We start from the raw sequence: 24,673 nt of genomic DNA on the forward strand, positions 1-24,673 counted from the left end.
AGCTGTGGTTTTTGCCTCGGCGGGGTTTCGCTTGCCATGGCGACGAACTAGGTTGCGCCCGTTCGAGACGCCCGAGGATGATCAAGATGGACCTCACTCCGCCGCCGTATTCCCACTTCAGCCACGAAGGTCTGGAGATCGCCTTTTTCGACGAGGGCGACCCGTCCGGCGCGCCCATCCTGCTCATCCACGGCTTTGCCTCCAGCGCCAACGTCAACTGGGTGTTTCCCGGCTGGCTGAAAACGCTGGGCGATGCGGGCTATCGGGTGATCGCATTCGACAATCGCGGCCATGGCAAGAGCAGCAAACCCTACGATCCCGCCTTGTACCATCCGCAGCAGATGGCGGGTGACGCCGTCGCACTTCTGGGGCATCTCGGTATCGCCGAAGCGCATGTCATGGGCTATTCGATGGGCGCGCGCATCTCGGCCTTCCTCGCGCTTGCCCATCCTGATCGCGTGCGTTCGCTGGTCTTCGGCGGTCTCGGCATCGGCATGGTGAGCGGAGTAGGGGATTGGGACCCGATCGCGGACGCCCTGGTGGCGCCTTCGCTCGACGTCGTGACCCATGCGCGCGGCCGGATGTTCCGCGCCTTTGCCGATCAGACCAAAAGCGACCGGCAGGCCCTTGCTGCCTGCATTTCGACGTCGCGCGATCTGCTGACGCCCGAGGATATGGCGCGTATCGATGTGCCGACCTTGATCGGCGTAGGGACGAAGGACGACATTGCCGGATCGCCTGGGGAATTGGCAGCGCTGATGCCCGATGCGCGTGCGCTTGATATTCCGGGCCGCGACCATATGCTTGCCGTCGGTGATCGGGTTTTCAAGAAGGCCGTGCTCGAATTTCTGGCAGAGGTCGACCACGCCTAACCTCGCGTCGTCGTAAAAAATGCCGCACGTGATTGCGCGTGACGACGTTCCGCGACCGAGGATGGAACCATGGTCGGGCCATTTAAGTCACGCGGGATTTCCCCTATAGTGATCTTTAAGGACGGACAGGAAGGAGAGCGACGATGGTCGCCAAGACCGAACTTCGCCAAGCTGATGCACTAAAGGTGATGGACCCGATCTGGAATAGCCTGCGCGAGGAAGCCCGCGTGGCGGCCGAGCAGGACCCGATGCTTGCAGCCTTCCTTTATTCGACAGTGGTCAACCAGCACTCCCTCGAAGAAAGCGTGATCTATCGCATCTGCGAGAGGCTGGATCATCCCGATCTTCAGGCGAACCTCCTGCGCCAGACCTTTTCGGAAATGCTGGAGGATTGGCCGGAATGGGGCACCATTCTGCGCGTCGATATTCAGGCGGTCTACGATCGCGATCCCGCCTGCACCCGCTTCATCGAGCCGGTGCTCTATTTCAAGGGTTTCCATGCCATTCAGACCCATCGATTGGCGCATTGGCTGTTGAAGCGCGGCCGCAAGGATTTTGCGTTTTATCTGCAGAGCCGTGCATCGAGCGTCTTCCAGACGGACATCAATCCGGCGGCCCGCATCGGCCGCGGCATCTTCCTTGATCATGCCACGGGCCTTGTCGTCGGCGAGACGGCAGTGATCGGCGACAATGTTTCGATCCTGCACGGCGTGACGCTCGGCGGCACCGGCAAGGAAGGCAGCGACCGCCACCCGAAGATCGCCGACGGTGTCCTGATCGGGGCTGGCGCCAAGATCCTCGGCAACATCCATATCGGCCACTGCTCGCGCATTGCTGCCGGATCGGTGGTGTTGAAACCGGTGCCGCCGAAAACGACGGTCGCCGGTGTGCCGGCGAAGGTGGTGGGCGAGGCCGGTTGCTCCGAGCCGTCGCGTCAGATGGACCAGATCCTGAGCAGCTTCGATATCTGAACGGAAGGGAACCGGTGCGTAGCCGCTTTCGAGGGGTTTACACCCGGCGATGCAGCGTGCGAGAAGCGCCGCACAGTTAAACGGCTACGGAGACGTGTTTTGAAGCCCGAAGAAATCCGCAAGCTTGAAGCCTATTTCAAGCGCACCTTCAATCAGCAGATGGTCGTTAAGGCTCGCCCGAAGAAGGACGAGTCCGCTGAAGTCTATCTCGGTGACGAGTTCCTCGGTGTCGTCTTCCGCGATGAGGAAGATGGCGAGCTTTCCTACAACTTCTCCATGGCAATCCTCGACATCGACCTCTAAGTCTGACGAGAGCGTCCGGAAACAATAAACCCCGAAAATCCCCTGAGATTTTCGGGGTTTATTATTTTGGTGAGGATTTATGCATCGCGCTGAGCAATTGCTCGCGCCGCTCATCTTGGTTCTTCATTGCGCCGGAAGAATTTTTTCGCAGTGGCGCATTTTTTCATCAAGTTGTTGCATCTGTTGTGTTTTATTGCGGCGCACACTCGTATTGACTTTTTGTGCAGCGCACATAAACTGAAGCCTCCAGATCAGGCCGTCACTAAGGAGACACCCGATGTTCAACTTCGATGATGCAAACAAGAAGAGCAAGGAAGCCATTGACGTGGCTGTGAAGAGCTATTCCGCTTGGACCAAGGGTCTCCAGGCTATCGCGACCGAAGCCGCCGACTATTCCAAGAAGTCCTTCGAAGAAGGCGTGGCGCATGTTGAAAAGCTGACCAGCGTCAAGAGCGTTGAGGCTGCGTTCGAACTGCAGACCAACTTTGTAAAGTCGAGCTACGAGGGTTTCGTTGCTGAAGCGACGAAGATCACCGAAATGTATGCCGACCTCGCCAAGGATGCGTACAAGCCTTACGAGGCGCCGGTTGCCAAGGCGACCGCAGCAGTCAAGGCCGCTGCCGCAGCAGCCTGATTATAAGGTTCACCCGTTTCTGAAGGCCGGTCGCAGCAATTGCGGCCGGCCTTTTTGCTTTCCGCTTTAGCTGTGCGCAGCCCAAAGAAAGTTGATCAATCTTGCGCGCGCTCGTGCGATTATGATTGCAGTGCGTTGGTTCGGTCTTAAAATCTGAAAACGAACCATTAGATAAAGGGCAAGCAGGCCGCGGCCACGAGCGATGGGTCCGCTGCTGTACAAGGAACTGACAAGAATGATCGCCATGCCGGTCCGGATGCAACAAGGTAGCGATGACGAAGGAAACGGCCCCAATCGCAGCACGTCCGTCATCACGCGTACCAAGCCGAAGACCAAGAAGCCGAGTTTGTATCGCGTTCTGCTTTTGAATGACGACTACACGCCTATGGAATTTGTCATCCACATTCTGGAGCGCTTCTTTCAGAAGAATCCGGAAGAGGCGACCCGCATCATGCTTCACGTCCACAATCATGGCGTGGGAGAATGCGGCGTCTTCACCTATGAGGTCGCCGAAACCAAGGTGACACAGGTGATGGATTTTGCCCGGCAGCACCAGCATCCGTTGCAATGCGTCATGGAAAAGAAATGAGGAACTAACGTGCCAACATTTTCGCCCAGCCTCGAAAAGGCGCTGCATCAGGCACTGACTTTTGCCAACGAGCGCCACCATGAATACGCCACGCTCGAGCATCTGCTTCTGGCATTGATCGACGATGCCGACGCGGCGGCCGTGATGGGGGCCTGCAACGTCAATCTTGAGACGCTGCGCAAGACCGTGACCGATTACGTCGATAACGAGCTTTCGAACCTGGTGACCGGTTACGACGAGGATTCCAAACCGACGGCAGGCTTTCAGCGCGTCATCCAGCGTGCGGTTATTCACGTCCAATCATCCGGTCGCGAGGAAGTGACCGGTGCCAACGTGCTGGTTGCGATTTTTGCCGAGCGCGAGAGCCACGCTGCCTATTTCCTGCAGGAGCAGGAAATGACCCGTTACGACGCGGTCAACTTCATTTCGCACGGCATTGGCAAGCGGCCCGGCAGTTCCGAGTCGCGACCGGTGCGCGGCGCTGACGATCACGAATCCGAGCAGAAGCCCTCGCGCGACAACGAGGAAAACAGCCCCAAGAAGCAGCAGGACGCGCTCACGGCCTATTGCGTCAATCTCAATGAGAAGGCGAAGTCCGGTAAGATCGACCCGCTGATCGGTCGTCACGCCGAGGTGAACCGCACCATTCAGGTGCTCTGCCGCCGTTCGAAGAACAATCCGCTTTACGTCGGCGATCCCGGTGTCGGCAAGACGGCGATTGCCGAAGGGCTCGCCAAGCGCATTGTTGAAAAGAAAGTGCCGGAAGCGCTGCAGGATGCGACCATCTTCTCGCTCGACATGGGCACTCTGCTTGCCGGTACACGCTACCGCGGTGACTTCGAAGAGCGTCTGAAACAGGTGGTGAAGGAGCTCGAGGACTATCCGGGCGCCGTGCTGTTCATCGACGAAATCCATACGGTGATCGGCGCTGGCGCCACGTCGGGTGGCGCCATGGACGCCTCCAATCTGCTGAAACCGGCGCTTTCGTCCGGCGCGATCCGCTGCATCGGTTCGACCACCTACAAGGAGTACCGCCAGTTCTTCGAAAAGGACCGGGCGCTCGTCCGGCGCTTCCAGAAGATCGACGTCAACGAGCCGACGATTGCCGATGCGATCGAGATCATGAAGGGGTTGAAGCCTTATTTCGAGGAATATCACCACCTGAAATATTCGAACGAGGCGATCAAGGCGGCCGTCGAGCTTTCGGCCCGCTACATCAACGACCGCAAGCTGCCTGACAAGGCGATCGACGTGATCGACGAGTCCGGCGCGGCACAGATGCTGCTGCCCGCCGGCAAGCGCCGCAAGCTGATCACCGAGAAGGAGATCGAGGCGACGATCGCGACAATGGCCCGCATCCCGCCGAAGACCGTTTCGAAGGACGACGAGGCAGTGCTTGCCAACCTCGAGAGGGAGCTGCGCTCGGTCGTCTATGGTCAGGACCTGGCAATCGAGGCGCTCGCCTCCTCGATCAAGCTCGCGCGCGCGGGTCTGCGTGAACCGAACAAGCCGATCGGCTGCTATGTCTTCTCCGGTCCGACGGGCGTCGGCAAGACCGAAGTCGCCAAGCAGCTTGCGACTTCGCTCGGCGTCGAGCTGCTGCGCTTCGACATGTCGGAATACATGGAGCGGCACACGGTTTCGCGTCTGCTCGGCGCACCTCCCGGCTATGTCGGTTTCGACCAGGGCGGCCTTTTGACCGATGGCGTCGATCAGCATCCGCATTGCGTGCTGTTGCTCGATGAGATCGAAAAGGCGCATCCGGACCTGTTCAACATCCTGTTGCAGGTCATGGATCACGGCTCGCTGACCGATCACAACGGCAAGAAGATCGACTTCCGCAACGTCATCCTGATCATGACCACCAATGCGGGCGCATCGGAAATGGCCCGGGCCGCGATCGGCTTCGGTTCTTCCAAGCGCACGGGCGAGGACGAAGAGGCGCTGAACCGCCTGTTCACGCCGGAATTCCGCAACCGTCTGGATGCGGTGATCCCGTTCGCTTCGCTGCCGACCCCGGTTATCCACCAGGTGGTGCAGAAGTTCGTCATGCAGCTCGAGACCCAGCTTGCAGAGCGCAACGTCACCTTCGACCTGGCGCCCGACGCGATCGCCTGGCTCGCCGAGAAGGGTTACGACGAGAAGATGGGCGCGCGGCCGCTCGCCCGCGTCATCCAGGAGAACATCAAGAAGCCGCTTGCCGACGAGATCCTGTTCGGCAAGCTCAAGAAGGGCGGCGTCGTCAGGGTGACGATCGGCATGAAGGCCGATGGCACCAAGGGCCTGCTGCTGGATGCGGTTCCGGAAACGACGCCGATCAAGCCGAAGGCGGAAGTGTCCCGCCCGGCGATGAGGACGGCAAAACCGAAGAAGGCCGAGGACAAGGAAGAGGTGGGGGCTGAGCCCGCACCGAAGTCCAAGCCGAAAAAGGCTTCCGCCAAGGCGTCGTCCGTTGGCGAAGCCGGGGCGGGCGACGCGGCTCCGAGAAAGGGCCGCACGGTGCCGAAGGTGCCGCGCAAGAAGTAGCCCCCGCAAGACACGTTCGACGGTGCCGGATGCAAACCATCCGGCACCGTTTTTCTCAAGCGGGACGAGAAAAAGTGCGCGCGGTTTTTCGCCCGCATCCCGCTCTAATGACCTATATTCGCTCACAATGAGCTCGGGACGATTCGATCCGAGATCATTGTGAGCGAAACAATCCGGAATCGCCGATGGATAGGGAAGACGACGAGCAATCCTCGCTCGCCTGGTTCGGGAAGGGCATGTGCGGCATCTTCAGCCTGCCGGCTTTCATCCTGATGCTGTCTTTCGTCGGCTTCTGTTCGCTGACCGCGCAGGCCGGAATTCCGGTGCAACAGGTCGTCTTCATGACCGGCATGGTTTGGGCGCTGCCAGCCAAGGTCATTCTCGTCAGTTCGATGATGAGTGGCGCAGGCCTCGCGGCGGCCTTTCTTGCGGTGTCGCTGTCATCGGTTCGGCTGATGCCGATGGTGGCCGCGCTGGTCCCGGAACTGCGCACTTCGCGCACGCCGACCTGGCTGCTCCTCTTCCTGTCGCATTTCGTCGCGATCACCGCCTGGGTGTTTGCGATGGAGAACGTACCGAAAGTACCGCGCGAGCGGCGTGTCGTTTTCTTTGCGGGCTTCGGCATCACGCTGGTCGCGGCCAACATGATCCTGGTCGCAGTCGTCTATCATTTCGTCGCGGACTTTCCGCCGATCGCCGCCGGTTGCCTCTTCTTCCTGACGCCCGTTTACTTCCTGGCGTCGATCTGGCATTCGGCCCGCCACCCGGTCGTCTATGTTGCACTGCTGTTTGGCCTTGTCGGCGGGCCGCTGTTCTACTGGCTGCTTCCGGAATTCGACATCCTGCTTGCCGGCCTTGTCGGCGGCACGCTTGCCTGGTTCGTTGAACGCCTCTGGCGCCACCGCAAGGAGGTGGGCGCATGACCTGGCAGGACGGTTGGTGGGCCTATGCCTTCATTGCGATTGCCGGCTGGCTGGCAACCGACATCTGGCGCTGGCTCGGAGTTGTCGCCGGCAACAAGCTGCGCGAAGATTCCGAAGCGCTGAACTGGGTGAGGGCGGTCGCAACGGCCCTGGTCGCCGCAGTCATCGCAAAGCTCATCCTCTACCCGACGGGCGTGCTCGAACAATCACCCCTCTGGCTGCGCGTGGGGTCGGTCGCACTGGGCGCTGCCGTCTTCTTCCTCTTCGGGCGAAAGCCGGCTGTCGGCATTGCGACCGCCATTGCGGCGCTGGCACTCGGGCTCTGGTGGCTGGGCTTTTGAGCAAAGCCGAAGCTGGAACGGGCCGGCGCGTTTCGTAAGAGAGCCGGCATGGCGCCGGCTCAATCGGTTCTTGGGCGTGTCGGCTATGGAAGGGAGGCGCGCCTAAAGCGCCTGACGCACCTTTTCCGCATTGGCCGCCAGCACAGCGCCATCTTCCATGGTGCCCGAATGCGGCTTCAGCGGCACGCCGGCGCGCCGCGGAATGACATGGAAATGCAGGTGGAAGACCGATTGCCCCGCCGGCGCCTCATTGAACTGCATGACCGTGACGCCATCGGCGTCGAAGGCTTCCTTGGCAGCAACCGCCAGCTTCTGCACGGTGGCGATCAGGGCCGGCAGCGTCGCAGCATCGGCGTCGAGCAGGTTGCGAGAAGGGGTTTTCGGCAGCACGAGCAGGTGGCCTTCGGCTTGCGGCATGACATCCATGAAGGCGATCGTCGCATCATCCTCGTAAACGCGGTGCGAGGGAATTTCGCCGCGCAGGATCTTGGCGAAGATGTTGTTGTCGTCGTAGCTCATTGGTCTTCCTCGTATATTGGCGTGGGGCCATCAATCGTCTTGCCGCTCACCTTTGCGGAACGGCCCGTGTTCGGCAAGAAATTCGCCGGTTTCCTCCACATCCCTGCGCTCGCGCTGGAGATAGTCGGACACTGCACGGGCAAGCCCCGGATGCGTGATGAAATGCGCCGAGTGCGTGGTTACCGGCATGTAGCCGCGTGCGAGCTTGTGTTCACCTTGCGCGCCAGCCTCGACCCTCTTCAGGCCCTTGGCGATCGCAAAGTCGATCGCCTGGTGATAGCAGACCTCGAAATGCAGGAAGGGGTGATCCTCGATGCAACCCCAGTGCCGACCATAGAGCGCGTCGCCACCGATGAAATTGATCGCGCCGGCAATATAGCGGCCATTGCGTCGTGCCATGACCAACAGGACATCATCGGCCATGCGTTCGCCGATCAGCGAATAGAAAGCGCGGGTCAGATAGGGCCGCCCCCATTTGCGGCCGCCGGTGTCCATGTAGAAGGCGAAGAATTGGTCCCAGACCGCTTCCGTCAGGTCGCGGCCGGTCAGCCAGTCGATCGAGATACCGTTTTCGGTTGCGGCTCTACGCTCTTTCTTGAGCGCCTTGCGTTTTCGCGAGGCAAGGGTCTCGAGGAAATCAGCGTGTGAGCCATAACCTTCATTGGTGAAATGGAACTGCTGGTCGGTGCGGTGCAGGAATCCGGCTTGTTCGAAGGCTGGCATTTCCGCCTCCGGCACGAAGGTCGCATGGGCCGATGAGACGTCGTGCCGGCGCGCAAGCTCCTTGAGGCCGGCGGCAAGCGCATCCTGCACCGGCCTTTCCGCTTCCTCAGGCGCGACCAGCAGCCGCGGCCCTGTGGCTGGTGTGAAGGGAATGGAGCTTTGCAGTTTCGGATAGTAGCGCCCGCCGGCGCGCTCGAAGGCGTCGGCCCAGCCGTGGTCAAAGACATATTCGCCCTGGCTGTGGTTCTTCAGGTAGCAGACGAGGCCGCCGCGCAGTTGGCCGCCGGCGCCCTCCAGCAGCAGGTGCTGGCCGAGCCAGCCGGTCTTTGCCGTTGCCGATCCGGACTCCTCAAGCGCGGAGAGATAGGCGTGCGAGAGGAAGGGATTGTAGACGCTGCCGGAATGTTCCTTCGACGCGCCGGAAAGCGCGTTCCAGCGCGCGGCCGGAATCTCGGCGAAGGATTGCGCTATTCGGATGGTGACAGCGTCTGACATCGCTTTAGGAAACCAGGGCCTCCCGCGGGTCGAAACCCTCGAAGGTCATCTGATCCGCGTGGACGAAAGTATAAGCCTCTGCCTGCCGGTCGCGCACGGTCCAGGTGATGATCGTCTTGCCGAGTGTCCGTTCCTTGGTAATGAACGAGTTCGGCAGGTGGCCGTAGTGGTAGGAGATGAAGTCGAGCCCGAGCTGCATGGCTTCCTCGTGCACGAAGAAGGTCTCCGGATTGGCACCTTCCGCGGTCAGGCCGAGCGGGTAGGGCGCGTCGAGCGCCTTCAGGTCCTTCAGCAGCCAGTGGTCGAAGCTCATCAGCGCGACGTGCCCCTTGTAGCCTTCGAGCGTCTCCAGCACGGCGGCGGCAAAACCCTCGTCGTCACCCTTGCGGCCCTTGAGTTCGATGACCAGCGGCACCTTGCCGGCGACAAGCCGCAGCATCTGCGTCAGCGTCGGCACCTTGTCCTTCGTTCCGCCGATCGCCATCAGGCCGAGCTCGCCGGCGGTGCGCGACCGCACGTCGCCCTTGATGCCGCAGAGCCGCTCGGTGTCGTCGTCATGGAAGACGACCGGGATGCTGTCGGCGGTGTACTGCAGGTCGCACTCGATCGCGAAGCCCGCGTCGACCGCGCGGGAGAAGGCCGAAAGCGTGTTCTCCCACACGTCTCTGTTCATGTCGTGATAGCCGCGATGGGCGATCGGTTGCGCCTTCAGCCAGGAAATATCAGCCATGTCGGACACTCTATCAGGCGATCTCGATGACGGCGTCGATCTCGACGGCGGCATTGAAGGGAAGGGAGGCCATGCCGACCGCTGCGCGCGCGTGCTTGCCGGCCTCACCGAGCACGGTGGCGAGCAGGTTGGACGCGCCGTTGATAACCAGATGCTGCTCAGTGAATTCCGGCGTCGAAGCAACGAAGCCGTTGATCTTCACCAGTCGGCGGATCCGCCCGAGGTCGCCGCCGAGCGCGGATTTGGCCTGTGCGAGGATATTGATGGAGCAGAGCTCGGCTGCACGCTGCGCGCGCGCAACATCGACATCCTTGCCGACAATGCCTGTCACGGCGACCTTGCCGTCCTCCATCGGGAGCTGTCCGGAGATGTAGAGCATAGAGCCGCTGATAACGTAGGGCACATAGTTCGCGACCGGGGTCGCGGCCTGGGGGACAGTGACGCCGAGTTCCTTGAGGCGCGCTTCGATCTCTGCCGACATGGAAAGCTCCATTGTTGTCTTTTGTGTTAAAATCCTGCATTCAGGCCGGATCGCGGCGGGGCGCCGACTTTTTCCTGCAAGCGCCGCCTCGCTTCTGCCGAACGCTTGTTTATAGCATTGCCGGCGAGTCCAACAGGAGGAAACGAATGTTTCGCAAAGGCTTCGGCCTCGTCACTCTGGGCAGCGTTGGTTTCGCCGTCGTGACGGCTACAGGCACCACAACTGCGAGCGCGAATGTCCTTGTACCGCACCGCGCCGTCTATGACTTGGAACTCAAGGACGCCTCCGATCGCTCGGGCATTGCCGGAATGTACGGTCGCATGGTCTACGAATTCAATGGTTCGGCCTGCGAAGGATATACGGTGAGCTTCCGCTTCGTGACCCAGGTTGATACGGGCGAGGAGGTGCGTCTGACCGACCAGCAGACCACGACCTACGAGGACCTGAAAACCGGCAACTTTCGTTTTCTGACCCGTTCGTTCACCGACGAGAAGCTGGACAAGGAAGTGCGCGGCACGGCGCATGAGGAAAAGGCCGGCGTCAAGGTGGAGCTCACCGCGCCAGACAAGCGCGAAGTGGAGCTTGCGGCCAGCCGCTTCCCGACAGCGCATATGATGGAAGTGATCTCGCGGGCGAAAAAAGGGGAGAGCCTTTTTGAGGCGCGCATATTCGACGGCTCCGATTCGGGCGACAAGACGCTGATCACTTCGACCTTCGTCGGCAAGTCGCGCAAGCCCACCGCAGACGAGCCGGATGCCGGCAAGGCGGGCAAGCTGAGCGGCGAAAGCTACTGGCCGGTGACCATATCCTATTTCAACGACGACAAGAGCGGCGACGCGCTGCCGATCTACCGTATGTCGTTCAAGCTTTACGACAATGGCATCACCCGGGACCTGACGATGGACTACGGCGATTTTGTCCTCAGCGGCAAGCTCGCAGACCTCGAAGTCTTCAAATCCGAGGACTGCAAATAGCCAATACCGCCAAAAAGCGGCTTCGGCGTCTTGATTTCTCGGGCAGTTGCCGGTAAGGGGCTGCCCATTCCACACGTGAAGCAAGGGATGTTTCGGGAGAAATCCGGATCGTTCCGCCGGTGGGCAGTCGAAAGACCACGCTCGACGCTTCGCGGAGGTTCAACCGGAAAAGGAGAAAAAGGCATGGCATTGCCTGATTTTAGCATGCGTCAGCTTCTGGAAGCTGGCGTTCACTTCGGCCACCAGACGCACCGCTGGAACCCGAAGATGAAGCCGTACATTTTCGGCGATCGCAACAACGTCCACATCATCGACCTCGCTCAGACCGTGCCGATGCTGTCGCGCGCCCTGCAGATCGTCAGCGATACCGTTGCCAACGGCGGCCGCGTTCTGTTCGTCGGCACCAAGCGCCAGGCTTCGGAAATCATTGCTGACGCTGCCAAGCGTTCGGCCCAGTACTACGTCAACGCTCGCTGGCTCGGCGGCATGATGACCAACTGGAAGACGATTTCGAACTCGATCCAGCGCCTGCGCAAGCTCGACGAAATCCTTTCTTCGGAAGCTTCTGGCTTCACCAAGAAGGAACGCCTGAACCTTGAGCGCGAACGCGAAAAGCTGAACCGTGCTCTCGGCGGTATCCGCGATATGGGCGGCACCCCGGACCTGATGTTCATCATCGACACCAACAAGGAATCGATCGCGATCGACGAAGCCAAGCGCCTCGGCATCCCGGTTGTCGCCGTCATCGACTCGAACTGCGATCCGGACCAGATCGACTACCCGATCCCGGGCAACGACGACGCTTCGCGCGCCATCGCTCTTTACTGCGACCTCATCGCTCGCGCAGCCATCGACGGCATCGCGCGCCAGCAGGGCGCATCGGGCCGTGACCTCGGCGCATCCGCCGAAGCTCCGGTCGAGCCGGCGCTCGACGAGGCCTCCGACGCCTGATCGGGCTCTGGCGGCAGATAAGTTCTGCCGCCCCCAATGAAATGTCGGGACGAGGCCGTTTGTGATGAAAGTCTGAACGGCCTTGTTCTTTTCAGCCAGGGGTGGCGCCGATCCGTCCGGATCCTTGGATCCGGGCAACGACCGCGATGATGCAGTCATCACGGTGTCACATTGAAAAGCCATTCCCTGCCAAACCTCCTGGCATTGCGCCACGCGCGGGCATGCCCCGCCAAACAGACAAAGAGGCAAAAAAGATGACTGTGACTGCAGCAATGGTGAAGGAACTGCGCGAAAAGAGCGGCGCAGGCATGATGGATTGCAAGAAGGCACTTGCTGAAACCAACGGCGACATGGAAGCAGCGATTGACTGGCTGCGCGCCAAGGGTATCGCGAAGGCCGACAAGAAGTCGGGTCGTACGGCTGCCGAAGGCCTCGTCGGCATCGTCAGCGGTGGCGTCAAGGCCGTCGTCGTCGAAATCAACTCCGAGACCGACTTCGTTGCCCGCAACGAAGCTTTCCAGGAACTGGTTCGCGGCGTTGCAAATGTAGCACTGGGCACCGACGGCACCGTTGAAGCCATTGCTGCGGCCAACTATCCGGCAACCGGCAAGTCCGTCGACGAGACGATCAAGGACGCCATTGCCACGATCGGCGAAAACATGACGCTGCGTCGCGCGGCTCTGCTTCAGGTCGAAGACGGCGTTGTTGCGACCTATATCCACAACGCTGCTGGCGACGGCATCGGCAAGCTCGGCGTTCTCGTCGCGCTGAAGTCGGTCGGCGACAAGGAAGTGCTGTACTCGGTCGGCCGTCAGGTTGCCATGCATATCGCTGCGACCAACCCGCTCGCAATCCGCTCCGAAGAAGTCGACGCGGCGGTTGCCGAGCGCGAGCGCAACGTCTTCATCGAACAGTCGCGCGCCTCGGGCAAGCCGGACAACATCATCGAAAAGATGGTGGAAGGCCGCATGCGCAAGTTCTTCGAAGAAGTTGCCCTGCTGTCGCAGGCCTTCGTCATGAACCCGGAAATCACCGTCGCTCAGGCCGTCAAGGACGCTGAAAAGCTTGCTGGCGCGCCGATCGAAGTTACCGGCATGGCTCGCCTGCTGCTCGGCGAAGGCGTTGAGAAGGAAGAGTCCGACTTCGCTGCAGAAGTTGCAGCCGTCGCCAAGGGCTGATTTCTTCACCCATATTGGGAAAACCTTGGGGCATCGCGTGACAACGCGGTGCCCTTCGTGTATCCGGCTTCGTCAATGCGCCGGACCCGCCGGAAAATATTCCGCAGCGGTTGAAACCGGATAGCGCAATGTGTCCTTATGCGCTGTGCGCCCTTGTCGTGCGCACGCGCGCCGATCTATTCAGGAGCGATGATGCCGGCCGAGCCACTCTACAAACGCGTTCTACTCAAAGCCTCCGGCGAAGCCCTGATGGGCAGCCAGGGGTTTGGCATCGATGTGGCGGTTGCAGATCGCATAGCTGCCGACATCGCCGAAGCGCGCGCCATGGGCGTCGAAGTCGGCGTGGTTGTCGGCGGCGGTAACATCTTCCGCGGCGTAGCGGTGGCTTCCAAGGGCGGCGATCGGGTGACCGGCGACCACATGGGCATGCTGGCGACCGTCATCAACGCCTTGGCGCTGGCGACGTCGCTGCGCAAGCTCGACATCGATACGGTCGTCCTGTCGGCAATCGCAATGCCGGAAATCTGCGAGAGCTTTTCCCAGCGCGCGACCCTTTATCACCTGTCGCTTGGCCGCGTCGTGATCTTCGCTGGTGGCACCGGCAACCCCTTCTTCACGACGGACTCGGCTGCCGCCCTGCGCGCAGCGGAAATGGGCGCTCAGGCCATCTTCAAGGGTACCCAGGTCGACGGCATCTATTCCGCCGATCCGAAGAAGGATCCCACCGCAACGCGCTTCGACCGGCTGACACACAGCGAGGTCCTTGAAAAGGGTCTTGCGGTTATGGATGTTGCCGCTGTCGCGCTTGCACGCGAAAATGCCATTCCGATTGTTGTCTTCTCGATTCACGAGAAGGGTGGCTTCGCGGAAATATTGACCGGCGGCGGTCGCGCGACCATCGTCACAGACAACTGAAAAGCTGCAAAGCGGCCCCTGCGGCCGGCGAATGTTAGAACGGGAGTTTTGACCATGAGTGAAGGTGTTGACCTGAAGGAACTGAAGCGTCGCATGGATGGCGCCATTTCCGCATTCAAGAGTGATATCGCGTCGCTTCGTACCGGCCGCGCGTCGGCGAACGTTCTGGATCCGGTGACTGTCGAAGCCTATGGCTCGCGGGTGCCGCTTAACCAGGTCGCCAATATCACCGTTCCCGAGCCGCGCATGTTGTCTGTTTCGGTCTGGGACAAGCAGATGGTTGGCGCCGTCGACCGCGGCATTCGCGAATCGAACCTCGGCCTCAATCCGATCATCGATGGCCAGAACCTGCGCATTCCGCTACCGGAGCTCAACGAGGAGCGCCGCAAGTCGCTGGTCAAAGTGGCACACGACTATGCGGAGAAGGCCAAGGTGGCGGTGCGTCACGTTCGTCGTGACGGCATGGACGACCTGAAAAAAGCCGAAAAGGATGGCGACATCGGTCAGGATATCAGCCGTTCTCAATCCGAGCGCGTGCAAAAGATGACAGACGAAACGATTTCCGAGATCGACCGCTTGCTCGTCGAGAAGGAAAAGGAAATCATGCAGGTCTGATCTGCTCGTGATCTGAGTCTCCTTTCGCGGACACCTTATGCAAAACCTCACCTCCATGACCGTTCCGGAACATGTTGCCATCATCATGGATGGCAACGGGCGTTGGGCGAACGCGCGTGGATTGCCGCGCACGATGGGGCATCGCAAGGGGGTTGAGACCGTTCGCGACGCCGTCAAGACGGCGACCGAACTGGGTATTCGCTATCTCACCCTCTTTGCCTTTTCTTCCGAAAACTGGAGCAGGCCAGCGGCCGAGGTGAGCGACCTCATGGGGCTGCTGAAAACCTTTATCCGGCGGGATCTCGCTGATCTGCACCGCGAGAATGTTCGCATCCGCGTTATCGGCGACCGCTCGAACCTCAGAGGCGATATTCTGCCGCTGCTGGTGGAAGCGGAAGAAACGACCAGCGGAAATACCGGCATCACTCTGGTGATCGCCTTCAACTACGGTGCGCGGGATGAGTTGACGCGAGCCATGCGGCGGCTGGCGACGGAGGTCGCCGAAGGACGGTTGCGGCCGGAAGACATCACCCCTGAACGCATCGCGGCGACACTGGACACTTCAGGCATTCCGGATCCGGACCTGATTATCCGCACCAGCGGCGAAGAGCGTCTCTCCAATTTTCTTTTGTGGCAGGGCGCCTATTCAGAGCTGATTTTCGTCCCCGAACTGTGGCCGGATTTCACGCGCGAGACGTTTCTGGCTGCTCTCCAGAAATACGCCTGCCGGGAGCGCCGCTTTGGCGGTGTGAGCGAGCCCACGCTGGCGGTTGGTTCCTGATGCAAACAGAACTTAAGCTTCGTATCGCTTCGGGAGTGGTGCTCGCGGCGGTCGCTCTGATAGCGACCTGGGTCGGCGGTTTCGCGTTTCAGCTTCTATCGGCCCTCATCGCGCTGCTCGTCTATTATGAGTGGTCGACCATTACGGGTCTCGCGGAGCGGGATTTTCAGGGTAACGCCTTTGGGTGGCTGTCCCTTGCCACGATCGCCGGCCTTATCGTGACCGGCTACATCGGATACAGTCTGCCGGTTCTGGCTTTCTTCGTCGTCGCGGCAATGCTGTGGGTATTTGTGCAGAAGACGAGCTGGTGGTTGCCGGGCGGTGTCGTCTACGCCGGACTGACCGGCATCTCGCTAGCGGCGCTTCGCGGCGCCGACGACCTTGGCCTGATGGCGACGCTGTTCGTCTTCGCCGTCGTCTGGGCGACCGATATCTTCGCCTACTTCACCGGCCGTGCGATTGGTGGTCCCAAGCTTGCGCCGCGCATATCGCCCGGTAAGACATGGTCGGGCGCCATTGGCGGCACAATTTGCGGCATCGTCGCTGGTGTTGCCGTTTTTATGGCTTATTTTTCGCAGCAAGATCTCCGTATCCCGATCATAGCCCTGGTGCTTTCCGTCGCCAGCCAGATCGGAGACTTGTTCGAGTCCTTCATCAAGCGCCGCTTCGGGGTGAAGGATTCCAGCCGTCTCATTCCGGGGCACGGCGGCGTCATGGATCGGGTCGACGGGTTGATTTTCGCATGTGTCGCGGCGTTGATTCTGGTCATGGTCCAGTATTTCGTCAGCGACGGGCGCCAGATCGCCTTCGGATCAGTCCTGTACGGCCCTTGACCCCTGGCCGCAGGTGCTTAAGGAACGTTCATGACATACCTCTTCGATGCCCTTCAGATTCTGACTGGCTACGTCCTCCCCTTCCTGCTGGTGCTGACGCTGCTGGTGTTCGTGCATGAGATGGGGCACTACCTCGTTGGCCGCTGGTCTGGCATCCGTATTCTTGCGTTCTCGATTGGATTCGGGCCAGAACTCGTCGGATGGACCGACAGACATGGAACCCGGTGGAAGCTGTCGGCGATTCCCCTTGGTGGTTACGTCAAGTTCTTCGGCGACGAGGATGCGGCGAGCGTGCCGAATTACGAGCGGCTGGAAGCGCTTGCGCCGGAAGAGCGCAGCCGGACCTTCCTTGGCGCCAAACTGTGGAAGCGGGCCGCGACCGTTGCCGCAGGACCGATTGCGAATTTCATCCTCGCCATTGCCATCTTCGCCGTTCTGTTTTCTGTCTACGGGCGTCAGGTCGCCGACCCGGTGGTCGCCCGCGTGAACGAAAATAGCGCCGCAGCGCAGGCCGGCGTCCTTCCCGGGGACCGCCTGATCTCGATCGACGGCACGCCTGTCGTCACCTTCGATGACGTTCGCCGCTATGTGAGCGTGCGCCCCGAACTGAAAATCACGATCCGAATCGAACGCGACGGCGCGATGCTCGATCTGCCGATGGTGCCCCAGCGAACAGAGCTAACGGATCAGTTCGGCAACAAGATGGAAATCGGCGTCATCGGTATCCTGACCGACCAGGAGGCCGGGAACTTCCGCACGGTCACCTATGGTCCGATCGAGGCCGTGGGGCAGGGCGTCTTGCAAAGCTGGCACGTCGTCACGGGCACTTTTGACTATCTCGCCAATGTGATCACCGGACGGATGAAGGCGGACCAGATCGGAGGGCCGATCCGCGTCGCCAAGGTTTCAGGGCAGATGGCAACGCTCGGAATTCCGTTTGTGCTGAATATCGCTGCGATCCTGTCAGTTTCCATAGGATTGCTTAACCTCATGCCCGTTCCGGTGCTTGATGGCGGCCACTTGATGTTCTATGCGGTTGAGGCCTTGCGCGGAAGGCCGGTGGGCCCGGCCGCGCAGGATGTCGCCTACCGAATCGGCTTTGCCATGGTGCTGATGCTCATGGTTTTTGCCACCTGGAACGACATTTCGATGTTCTTCGGCTAGCGTTCGGCCGAGGAAACGGCGAGGGGGAATTCGACGGATACTGTGAACGATTGGTTTTCAACGGCCTGCGCGGCAAGGTTTTGTTTACGATAAATCGAGGCTGTAGTGGCCGTTAAGCCACGGTTCGAATTGAAGTAAACAGAAATTAACGAGCTGGCTTGCTTGTATGGGAAAAGCGGTTAAAACGGCAACCGTGACCGGAGTCGGCACGAAACTGCCGCGCGACGTTTGGAAAAGGTAAGATTTGAACATGAAAGCTGGTTCAAGGTTTTTGAACGCGGTGTCGGCGGCTGCGCTGTCAACAAGCATTGTTGTTTCCGGCGCTGGTGTTGGGTTGCTCGCAGGCGCGTCCGTTGCAGAAGCTGCGGTCATCAATCGTGTCGAAGTGCGCGGCGCTACACGCGTCAGCGCTGAGACGGTTCGTGCGAACATCACCATCGCTCCCGGCAAGTCCTTCAGCAGTGCGGACATCGACGCTTCGGTGAAGCGCCTGTATGCCACCGGCTACTTCTCCGACGTCAGCATCAACGTTTCCGGTGGTACGCTGGTCGTCAGCGTGAGCGAGAATCAGCTGGTCAATCAGGTCGTCTTCAACGGCAACCGCAAGATCAAGGACGACAAGCTGCAGGGCGCGGTGCGCACGCAGCCGCTTGGTCCTTACAGCGAAGCGACGGTCGAAACGGACATTCAGTCGATCAAGGATGCCTATGCCGCCATCGGTCGTGGCGATGTCACGGTGACGACGCAGGTCGTTCCGGTCGCCGAAGGTCGCGTCAACCTTGCTTTCGTGATCAACGAAGGCGAGCGCACCAAGATTTCCCAGATCAATTTCGTCGGCAACGAAGCCTATAGCGACGGCCGTCTGCAGTCCATCATTGCGACGAAGGAATCGGGCATCTTCTCCTTCATTACGCGCAAGGACGTCTACAATCCCGACAAGCTGCGCGGCGACGAAGAGCTGCTGCGTCAGTTCTACTACAACCGCGGCTATGCCGACTTCCAGGTTGTTTCGTCGGAAGCAAGCCTCAATGAGGCGACCAACGAATACACGGTGACGATCACCGTTGAAGAAGGTCCGCGCTACGACTTTGGTGCCGTTAACGTCGAATCGACTGTTGAAGGTGTCAATGCTGAAGAACTCAAGGGCGTTATCCAGAGCCGCCAGGGCTCGGTCTATAAGGCCAAGGACGTTCAGGACACGATGAGCGAGATTTCGAAGCGCGTCGCTTCGGCCGGTTACCCGTTTGCTCGCGTGACACCGCGCGGCAGCCGCGATCTCGCCAATCACACGATTGCTGTCGACTACCTCGTCGATCAGGGCGAGCGCGCCTACGTCGAGCGCATTGAAATCCGCGGCAACACCCGCACGCGCGATTACGTCATCCGTCGCGAGTTCGATATGGGTGAAGGCGATGCCTTCAACCAGGAAATGGTTGCGCGCGCCAAGCGTCGTCTCGAGGCCCTCGGCTATTTCGCGAGCGTCAACATCTCGACCGCACCGGGCAGTGCTGCTGACCGCGTCGTCGTGATTGTTGATGTGCAGGACCAGTCGACCGGGTCGTTCGGTATCGGTGCTGGCTACTCTGCCGGCAGCGGCGGCGGTTTCCTCGTCGAAGCATCGATCGAAGAAAAGAACTTCCTCGGTCGCGGCCAGTACATTCGTGTCGCCGCCGGTCGCGGTGATGAAAGCCGTACCTATAATGTGTCGTTCACCGAGCCGTATTTCCTTGGCTATCGTCTGGCCGCCGGCTTTGACGTCTTCAAGAACGAAAACGACTTCGACGACGACAACTATAGCTATGAAGATCAGGGCTTCAGCCTGCGCGTGACGGCGCCGATCACCGAAAATCTGTCGACGACGCTGCGCTACAACTTCACGCAGTTCGATTATAAGAGCGGCAATGTGGCGGCGCTGTCGTCGCCCTACCAGCGCGCAGTTTTGGGAGGCGATTGGCTCCGTTCGTCGGTATCGCAGTCGATCACCTATAACACGCTTGACGATGCGCAGCTGCCGCACGAAGGTATTCTGGCGACCTTTACGCACGAGTTTGCAGGCCTTGGCGGCGACTCTGACTTCTACAAGATGACCGGTAAGGCCAAGTGGTACTACACCGTCAACGATGAAGCAGATATCATCGCTTCGCTTAGCGGTAGCGCCGGCCATATCTTCGAAACCGGCAGCGATCTGCAGGTCTTTGACCAGTTCCAGCTCGGCACCAACGATATTCGTGGCTTCGAACGCAACGGTATCGGTCCGCGCGACCAGGCGTCGGGCGATGCGCTTGGCGGCACGACCTACTTCACGGCTTCGGCCGAAGCGACGTTCCCGCTTCCGGGCATTCCGCGTGACAGCGGCTTCCGTGGTGCGGTCTTTGCCGATGCCGGCACGCTGTACAGCAACAAGGTCACGATGGCTCCGGGTGAAACCGTACAGGGCAACGACGCTTCGCTGCGTGCCTCGGTTGGTATCGGTCTGATCTGGGCTTCGCCGTTCGGTCCGCTGCGTGTCGACTATGCGTGGCCGGTTGCCAAGGAAGATTTCGACCGGGTTCAGAACCTGAAGTTCGGTATTTCCTCGTCGTTCTGATAAAAAGCAGTCCAGAACTGCCAGAAAAGATCGTTCTGGAGTGTCCATGGAACAGAACTGGTTTTTTCCGCCCCATGATGGGATTCGCCTGGGTGACCTGGCGGATCGCATTGGGGCGGAATTGGTGGATGCCGCGGTCGCAGACCGCGCCGTCCTTTCGGTAGCACCGGTCTACCGGGCAAAGCCCGGTGACGTCTGCTATATGTTGTCTCGCAAGAGCCGTGCTGAACTCGAAACGTGTCAGGCGTCGGCGATCATTTGCGACAAGACGATATCTCCTCTTGTGCCTTCTCACATCCCCGTGCTTTTGACAGCGCGTCCGCATACGGCCTTTGCTCTTGCTGGAACGTTGCTGCACGAGATTGCGATGCGTCCCGCGCGCAATACGAGCCTCAAGGGCATCGCGCCGGGCGCGTTCGTGGATCCGACCGCACGGCTTGAGGACGATGTTGAGGTCGAGCCGACGGCTGTTGTCGGCGCCGGAGCGGAAATCGGCCGCGGTACACGTATCGCAGCCGGCGCTGTCATCGGGCCAGGCGTACGCATCGGTCGTGACTGCACGATCGCAGCCGGTGCGAGCATCCTTTGTGCTCTGGTCGGCAACAGCGTGATCATTCATCCCGGCGCCCGTATCGGGCAGGACGGCTTTGGCTATGCGCCGGGCCCGAAAGGCGGAATGATCAAGATCGTTCAGGTCGGACGCGTGATCATTCAGGATCACGTGGAGATCGGTGCCAATACGACCATCGATCGCGGCACGATGGACGACACGGTGATCGGCGAGGGTACCAAGATCGACAATCTCGTCCAGATCGGTCACAACGTACGCATTGGCCGCTATTGCGGCATCGTCAGCCAGGTCGGCATTGCCGGCAGCACCAAGATCGGTGACGGCGTGATGATTGGCGGCGGCAGCGGCGTGAATGGTCACATTACGATCGGCGATGGCGTGCAGATCGCAGCCATGAGCGGCGTAGCGGCCGATGTTCCCGCCGGCGAGCGGTATGGTGGTATTCCAGCGCGCCCGATGCGCGATTTCCTGCGCGACGTTGCGGAAATGGCCATGCGGGCAGGCGACAGACAGAAAAAGAAGAAGGGCGGCACGAATGAGTGAAGCAGCAACGGTTCTCGGTACGGCAGATATTCAGGAAATCCTGAAGCTGCTTCCGCATCGTTATCCATTTCTGCTCGTTGATCGCATCATCGAGATCGACGGCGACAATTCGGCGATCGGCATCAAAAACGTCTCGGCGAACGAACCGCATTTCACCGGTCACTTTCCCGAACAGCCGATCATGCCTGGCGTTCTGCTTGTCGAGGGCATGGCGCAGACGGCCGGCGCGATCTGTGCCCGCAAGGTCGGGACCGGGACGAACCTGGTCTATTTCATGACCATCGACAATGCGCGTTTTCGCAAGCCGGTCGTTCCGGGCGATCGCGTCGAATTCCATGTCGTGAAGCAGAAGCAGCGCGGCAATATCTGGAAATTTCACTGTGACGCAAAAGTTGACGGGCAACTTGTCGCAGAAGCTGATATCGGCGCGATGATCGTCAGCAAGGAAGACGCCTGAACATGATTGCAGCATCAGCGAAGATCCACCCGTCCTCGATTGTCGAGAGCGGGGCTGTGATCGGCGAGAACGTCAAGATCGGCCCGTTCTGCTACATCGGGCCGAAGGTCGTTCTGGGTGACGATATCGAGCTCCTGAGCCATGTCGTGGTGACCGGCCGCACGAGCGTCGGCAAGGGAACGAAGATTTTTCCGAATGCGGTAATCGGCGGCGATTCGCAAAGCGTGCATCACAGCGCTGTCGATACCGAGCTGCTCATCGGTACCAATTGCACGATCCGCGAAGGCGTGACGATGAACACGGGGACCGTCGAACACGGTGGTCAGACTGTCGTCGGCGACAACAACCTCTTTCTCGCCAATTCGCACGTGGCACATGATTGCCGGCTCGGCAACAACATCATCCTGTCGAACAATGTGATGCTGGCGGGCCATGTAACGGTCGAAGACCGCGTCATTCTCGGCGGCGGCTGTGCCGTTCATCAGTTTACACGTGTGGGCCGCCAGGCCTTTGTCGGCGGCCTGTCCGCGGTCAGCTATGACGTCATTCCCTACGGCATGCTCAACGGCAATCCTGGGCTTCTGAGCGGCCTGAACGTCGTCGGCATGACGCGGGCCGGCATTGATCGCGCCACCATCCATGTGGTTCGCCGCGCCTACAAGCAGATTTTCGAAGGTCCTGAATCGATCCGGGCCAATGCTGCGGCCATCCGTGAAGACTACGCGGATTGCGCACCGGTCGTGGAAATTCTCGACTTCATTACTGCCGAGAGCGACCGGGCACTGTCGTCGCCATCGCGTGGCAAGGCCTGAGCGTGATGTCTTCTGCTGCGAGCCGCGCGGCGACCGGCGGCCGGCTCGCAATCATCGCTGGCGGTGGTGCGCTTCCCCATCACGTTGCCGAAGCCGTCAGAGCGCGGGGCGAAAACCCCTTCATCATTGCTCTGTCGCGCGAAGCTGAGGAAGCCGACTGGGTTGACTTCGATCACTCGGTGCTGGCGATCGGCGATTTCGCCAACATCAGCCGGACGTTCCAGGACGAGGGGATCGACCGTGTCGTCCTGTCCGGCTGGGTCCGCCGCCGGCCCGAATGGCGCGACATCCGCCCGACGCTCAGGACACTTGCAAAAATACCCTCTGTGCTGAAGACGCTGGTGTCCGGCGGCGACGATGCGGTTCTGCGCATGGCCATGCAGCTGATCGAAGCGAGCGGCGCACATGTGATCGGTGTCCACGAGGTGGTTCCCAATCTTTTGGCAGAGCTAGGGCCGATCGGCGCGGTGACGCCCGATGGTGACGACCGTCGTGACATTGAGGTCGGCATTGCCGCTGCCAACGCGCTCGGCACGCTGGATGTGGGGCAGGGCGCCGTGGCGGTTGGAGGGCGTGTTGTCGCCCTGGAGGGCGCCGAGGGAACGGACGCGATGCTGGAACGGGTCGCCGCTCTGAAGGCGGAGGGACGCGTTTCTTCCCGCCGGCGCGGTGTTCTCGTCAAACTTTGCAAACCCGGACAGGATCTGCGCGCCGACCTACCGTCGATTGGGCCGTCCACCGTTGCGCTTGCCGAAAAGGCCGGGCTCGCCGGCATTGCCATCGAGGCGGGTCGCGCTCTGGTGCTGGAGCGCGCTGAAGCAATCGAGATCGCCAACCGCGCAGGGTTGTTTGTCGCCGGGGTGGAGCGCTCGTCCAAGGGAACGGGACAATGAGCGGTTCTGGTTTTAAGCTTGCCGTCATCGCCGGCGAGGTCTCCGGAGATCTTCTGGGCGCCGACCTCGTTCGGGCGCTTCGCACGCAAAGCACGTCGGCCATCGAACTCGTCGGTGTCGGCGGAGAGGCGCTGGAGGCCGAGGGCCTTCGCTCGCTCTTCGATTATTCCGAACTGTCCATCATGGGTTTTACGCAGGTTTTGGCGCGTTTGCCGAAGCTGATCATGCGAATACGCCAGACGGCGAACGCGATCATAGCGGCCCGGCCCGATGCATTGCTGATCATCGATAGTCCCGATTTCACCCATCGGGTCGCGCGAAAGGTCCGCGCGGCGCTGCCGGATCTGCCTGTTATCAACTATGTCTGCCCGAGCGTCTGGGCATGGAAGCCGGAGCGGGCACCCCGCATGCGCGGCTATGTCGATCACGTGCTCGCGGTTTTGCCCTTCGAACCTCAGGCGATGGACCGGCTACAAGGTCCTCCGACGACCTATGTTGGCCACCGGCTTGCAAGCGACGCGCATGTGCTCGCGGTCCGCGCAAGCCGCCAGCAGCGCCTCGCCGGTGCAAGCGACGGCCGCGTCTCGACGTGCCTTCTCCTGCCGGGTTCGCGCTCGAGCGAGGTGGGCCGGCTTCTGCCGATATTCGGGGCGATGGTCGAGGAGCTCGCCGGTCGCCATCCGGGCATTCGCTTCCTGCTTCCGACCGTCGCGCGCCAGGAGAAGCTGGTGCGGGAAATTACGGCGTCCTGGCCGATCCAGCCGGAGATTACCGTCGGCGCCGCGGAGAAATGGGCCGCCTTTGATCGCGCTGATGCGGCAATTGCTGCCTCTGGCACGGTTATTCTGGAATTGGCTCTGGCCGGTGTGCCTGTCGTTTCGACCTATGCCCCTGATTTCCTGGTCAAGTTGTTGCACAAGCGAATTCGCATCTGGAGCGGCGCATTGCCAAACCTGATCGCGGACTTTCCGATCGTGCCTGAGTATTTCAATGAGGCGATCCGTCCCGGCGCACTGACGCGTTGGGTGGAGCGGCTCTCCGGCGCGACGGCACAACGGGCCTCAATGCTCGATGGCTACGCACAGGTGCAGCAACGTATGTCGACAAACAGGCCCCCCGGCGAGATGGCGGCTGAAATCGTTCTTGGCTATCTCGAAAAGAAAAAGGCATAGGCCCCGTCACCAGGGCTTTCTTCCGTATTTGATGTTGCCGACATGCGCGCGGAGGTTCCGCTCGGCGCAAATTCAATCGTTTGCCAAAAAGCCATGGTGCCCACCGCATGCCAGTGACAG

General features: G+C 60.5%; 26 protein-coding genes. 22 read left to right on the top strand and 4 right to left on the bottom strand.

The window, feature by feature from the left end:
* Positions 1 to 86: 86 nt before the first annotated feature.
* From BBX50_RS24270 to BBX50_RS24305, 8 genes are all read left to right on the top strand, one after another.
* Complete coding sequence (locus BBX50_RS24270) at positions 87 to 872, top strand: alpha/beta hydrolase (protein ID WP_065778021.1); 786 nt, start codon at positions 87 to 89, stop codon at positions 870 to 872.
* A gap of 143 nt (positions 873 to 1,015) precedes the next feature.
* A complete protein-coding gene (gene cysE / locus BBX50_RS24275) occupies positions 1,016 to 1,843 on the top strand; it encodes a serine O-acetyltransferase (protein WP_065777869.1) in 828 nt (275 codons plus the stop codon).
* 99 nt (positions 1,844 to 1,942) lie between these two features.
* The gene (locus BBX50_RS24280; protein WP_034796738.1) at positions 1,943 to 2,146 is read left to right on the top strand and encodes a DUF3126 family protein; all 204 of its coding nucleotides are present in this window, start codon (positions 1,943 to 1,945) and stop codon (positions 2,144 to 2,146) included.
* A gap of 277 nt (positions 2,147 to 2,423) precedes the next feature.
* Positions 2,424 to 2,780 (top strand): phasin family protein, encoded by a 357-nt coding sequence (locus tag BBX50_RS24285; RefSeq protein ID WP_065777870.1) that lies wholly within the window; start codon positions 2,424 to 2,426, stop codon positions 2,778 to 2,780.
* A 235-nt stretch (positions 2,781 to 3,015) separates the two neighbouring features.
* Entirely contained in the window at positions 3,016 to 3,369 is a 354-nt protein-coding gene (gene clpS / locus BBX50_RS24290) for an ATP-dependent Clp protease adapter ClpS (RefSeq protein ID WP_065777871.1), read from the top strand.
* Positions 3,370 to 3,378: 9 nt separating this feature from the next.
* Positions 3,379 to 5,895 carry an ATP-dependent Clp protease ATP-binding subunit ClpA gene (gene clpA, locus BBX50_RS24295; RefSeq protein WP_065777872.1) on the top strand — a complete coding sequence of 839 codons (2,517 nt, stop codon included), beginning with the start codon at positions 3,379 to 3,381 and terminating at the stop codon, positions 5,893 to 5,895.
* 185 nt (positions 5,896 to 6,080) lie between these two features.
* A complete protein-coding gene (locus BBX50_RS24300; protein ID WP_065777873.1) occupies positions 6,081 to 6,818 on the top strand; it encodes an AzlC family ABC transporter permease in 738 nt (245 codons plus the stop codon).
* The gene (locus BBX50_RS24305; RefSeq protein WP_065777874.1) at positions 6,815 to 7,159 is read left to right on the top strand and encodes an AzlD domain-containing protein; all 345 of its coding nucleotides are present in this window, start codon (positions 6,815 to 6,817) and stop codon (positions 7,157 to 7,159) included. The genes BBX50_RS24300 and BBX50_RS24305 overlap by 4 nt, the downstream gene beginning before the upstream one ends.
* A 102-nt stretch (positions 7,160 to 7,261) precedes the next feature.
* Here BBX50_RS24305 and BBX50_RS24310 read toward each other — a convergent pair whose 3' ends face one another.
* From BBX50_RS24310 to BBX50_RS24325, 4 genes are read right to left on the bottom strand one after another with little or no spacing between them, the layout of a single operon-like run.
* Positions 7,262 to 7,678, bottom strand: a complete 417-nt coding sequence (locus BBX50_RS24310) for an HIT family protein (protein ID WP_065777875.1) — start codon at positions 7,676 to 7,678, stop codon at positions 7,262 to 7,264.
* 30 nt (positions 7,679 to 7,708) lie between these two features.
* Positions 7,709 to 8,896 carry a GNAT family N-acetyltransferase gene (locus tag BBX50_RS24315; protein WP_065777876.1) on the bottom strand — a complete coding sequence of 396 codons (1,188 nt, stop codon included), beginning with the start codon at positions 8,894 to 8,896 and terminating at the stop codon, positions 7,709 to 7,711.
* 4 nt (positions 8,897 to 8,900) lie between these two features.
* On the bottom strand, positions 8,901 to 9,626 hold the full coding sequence (locus tag BBX50_RS24320; RefSeq protein WP_065777877.1) for a glycerophosphodiester phosphodiesterase: 726 nt from the start codon (positions 9,624 to 9,626) through the stop codon (positions 8,901 to 8,903).
* Between the two features lie 13 nt (positions 9,627 to 9,639).
* A complete protein-coding gene (locus BBX50_RS24325) occupies positions 9,640 to 10,107 on the bottom strand; it encodes a RidA family protein (protein ID WP_065777878.1) in 468 nt (155 codons plus the stop codon).
* 146 nt (positions 10,108 to 10,253) lie between these two features.
* Here BBX50_RS24325 and BBX50_RS24330 point away from each other — a divergent pair, with 146 nt between their 5' ends.
* The 14 genes from BBX50_RS24330 (at position 10,254) to lpxB (ending at position 24,553) form a co-directional block, all read left to right on the top strand.
* The gene (locus tag BBX50_RS24330; protein WP_065777879.1) at positions 10,254 to 11,081 is read left to right on the top strand and encodes a cell envelope integrity EipB family protein; all 828 of its coding nucleotides are present in this window, start codon (positions 10,254 to 10,256) and stop codon (positions 11,079 to 11,081) included.
* Between the two features lie 183 nt (positions 11,082 to 11,264).
* Positions 11,265 to 12,032 (top strand): 30S ribosomal protein S2, encoded by a 768-nt coding sequence (gene rpsB / locus BBX50_RS24335; protein WP_034796710.1) that lies wholly within the window; start codon positions 11,265 to 11,267, stop codon positions 12,030 to 12,032.
* Between the two features lie 254 nt (positions 12,033 to 12,286).
* Positions 12,287 to 13,210, top strand: coding sequence for a translation elongation factor Ts (tsf, locus tag BBX50_RS24340; RefSeq protein WP_065777880.1), 924 nt, complete (start codon positions 12,287 to 12,289; stop codon positions 13,208 to 13,210).
* A gap of 192 nt (positions 13,211 to 13,402) precedes the next feature.
* Complete coding sequence (pyrH, locus tag BBX50_RS24345; protein ID WP_043622205.1) at positions 13,403 to 14,125, top strand: UMP kinase; 723 nt, start codon at positions 13,403 to 13,405, stop codon at positions 14,123 to 14,125.
* Positions 14,126 to 14,179: 54 nt separating this feature from the next.
* Positions 14,180 to 14,740: a ribosome recycling factor gene (gene frr / locus BBX50_RS24350; RefSeq protein ID WP_065777881.1), complete on the top strand. Its 561-nt coding sequence runs from the start codon at positions 14,180 to 14,182 to the stop codon at positions 14,738 to 14,740.
* A gap of 37 nt (positions 14,741 to 14,777) precedes the next feature.
* Positions 14,778 to 15,521, top strand: a complete 744-nt coding sequence (locus BBX50_RS24355; protein ID WP_065777882.1) for an isoprenyl transferase — start codon at positions 14,778 to 14,780, stop codon at positions 15,519 to 15,521.
* Positions 15,521 to 16,354 (top strand): phosphatidate cytidylyltransferase, encoded by an 834-nt coding sequence (locus BBX50_RS24360; RefSeq protein ID WP_065777883.1) that lies wholly within the window; start codon positions 15,521 to 15,523, stop codon positions 16,352 to 16,354. The genes BBX50_RS24355 and BBX50_RS24360 overlap by 1 nt, the downstream gene beginning before the upstream one ends.
* A gap of 30 nt (positions 16,355 to 16,384) precedes the next feature.
* Complete coding sequence (gene rseP / locus BBX50_RS24365) at positions 16,385 to 17,518, top strand: RIP metalloprotease RseP (protein WP_065777884.1); 1,134 nt, start codon at positions 16,385 to 16,387, stop codon at positions 17,516 to 17,518.
* 250 nt (positions 17,519 to 17,768) lie between these two features.
* Complete coding sequence (gene bamA / locus BBX50_RS24370) at positions 17,769 to 20,105, top strand: outer membrane protein assembly factor BamA (RefSeq protein WP_065777885.1); 2,337 nt, start codon at positions 17,769 to 17,771, stop codon at positions 20,103 to 20,105.
* Positions 20,106 to 20,151: 46 nt separating this feature from the next.
* Positions 20,152 to 21,219 carry a UDP-3-O-(3-hydroxymyristoyl)glucosamine N-acyltransferase gene (gene lpxD, locus BBX50_RS24375; RefSeq protein ID WP_065777886.1) on the top strand — a complete coding sequence of 356 codons (1,068 nt, stop codon included), beginning with the start codon at positions 20,152 to 20,154 and terminating at the stop codon, positions 21,217 to 21,219.
* Entirely contained in the window at positions 21,212 to 21,676 is a 465-nt protein-coding gene (gene fabZ, locus BBX50_RS24380) for a 3-hydroxyacyl-ACP dehydratase FabZ (protein WP_034796695.1), read from the top strand. Before lpxD ends, fabZ begins: the two co-directional genes overlap by 8 nt.
* Complete coding sequence (lpxA, locus tag BBX50_RS24385; RefSeq protein WP_065777887.1) at positions 21,673 to 22,488, top strand: acyl-ACP--UDP-N-acetylglucosamine O-acyltransferase; 816 nt, start codon at positions 21,673 to 21,675, stop codon at positions 22,486 to 22,488. The genes fabZ and lpxA overlap by 4 nt, the downstream gene beginning before the upstream one ends.
* Before the next feature lie 5 nt (positions 22,489 to 22,493).
* A complete protein-coding gene (locus tag BBX50_RS24390; RefSeq protein WP_065777888.1) occupies positions 22,494 to 23,381 on the top strand; it encodes an LpxI family protein in 888 nt (295 codons plus the stop codon).
* Complete coding sequence (gene lpxB / locus BBX50_RS24395) at positions 23,378 to 24,553, top strand: lipid-A-disaccharide synthase (RefSeq protein ID WP_065777889.1); 1,176 nt, start codon at positions 23,378 to 23,380, stop codon at positions 24,551 to 24,553. Before BBX50_RS24390 ends, lpxB begins: the two co-directional genes overlap by 4 nt.
* Positions 24,554 to 24,673: the final 120 nt, after the last annotated feature.

The sequence above is a fragment of the Ensifer sp. LC11 genome, assembly GCF_001695835.1.
GTDB lineage: Bacteria > Pseudomonadota > Alphaproteobacteria > Rhizobiales > Rhizobiaceae > Ensifer.